1 protein-coding gene is annotated in these 665 nt (G+C 39.2%); it reads right to left on the bottom strand.

The window, feature by feature from the left end; genetic code table 11:
* The coding region (locus tag AC2D6V_RS15375) for a hypothetical protein (protein WP_484649965.1) at nt 1-665 on the bottom strand (665 nt) is incomplete at both ends.

Below are 665 nucleotides of genomic sequence, written 5' to 3'. Positions count from 1 at the left end.
GATACTATAGAAAAGCTCACTGGCAATCCAGAAGAAGCCGTTGCATTGACTTGAAAAGGCACATCTGTAGTAAACTTATCACTAATAGGGTCAAACGTTATTGTTTGTGGGATATTAGTGGTGTTAGTAATAACTCTAAAATCGTCAAACACAAAACCATCAAAAGTAGTGGTATAGCTATCTTGACTGTTAGTAGAATCTGTATTAAAATTAAACCTTAAGAACACGGTAGATTGATTGTGGAAAACACTATTCTCTGAACTAGAGATAACAATTTCTTCCATGACCCATTTATCCTGAGTATCCCCATCATAGAGTTGTTCACCATCAGGTTGGAAGTTATTATTGGTAGAACTTTTACCAGAATAGGTATTATTAGCATTAGGCGCCCCTGGTTTGGTATAGGTCCCACAAAGTGGTGCCCAGGTAGAGCCGTTAGTAGAGGCCTCGATTTGAACATAATCAAAACTACGTTCTAAATCCCATTTGGCATTATACTGAACCACTGTTTGTACCAGTCCGCTAGTAGATATACTGTTATTAAGTTGTAGCGTATTACTTTGGCTATTGGCATAAGCACCAGAAGGCGAGTCTGTAATAGCAACACTACCAGAAAAAGCATCAGAGGTAGTTCCCCAGGAGCCACCAGAAGCAGTCCAGTTAGA

Source organism: Algibacter sp. YIN40, assembly GCF_057219435.1.
Note: the sequence above shows the minus strand (reverse complement) of the source record. Positions and strands in the feature narration are given on the sequence as shown.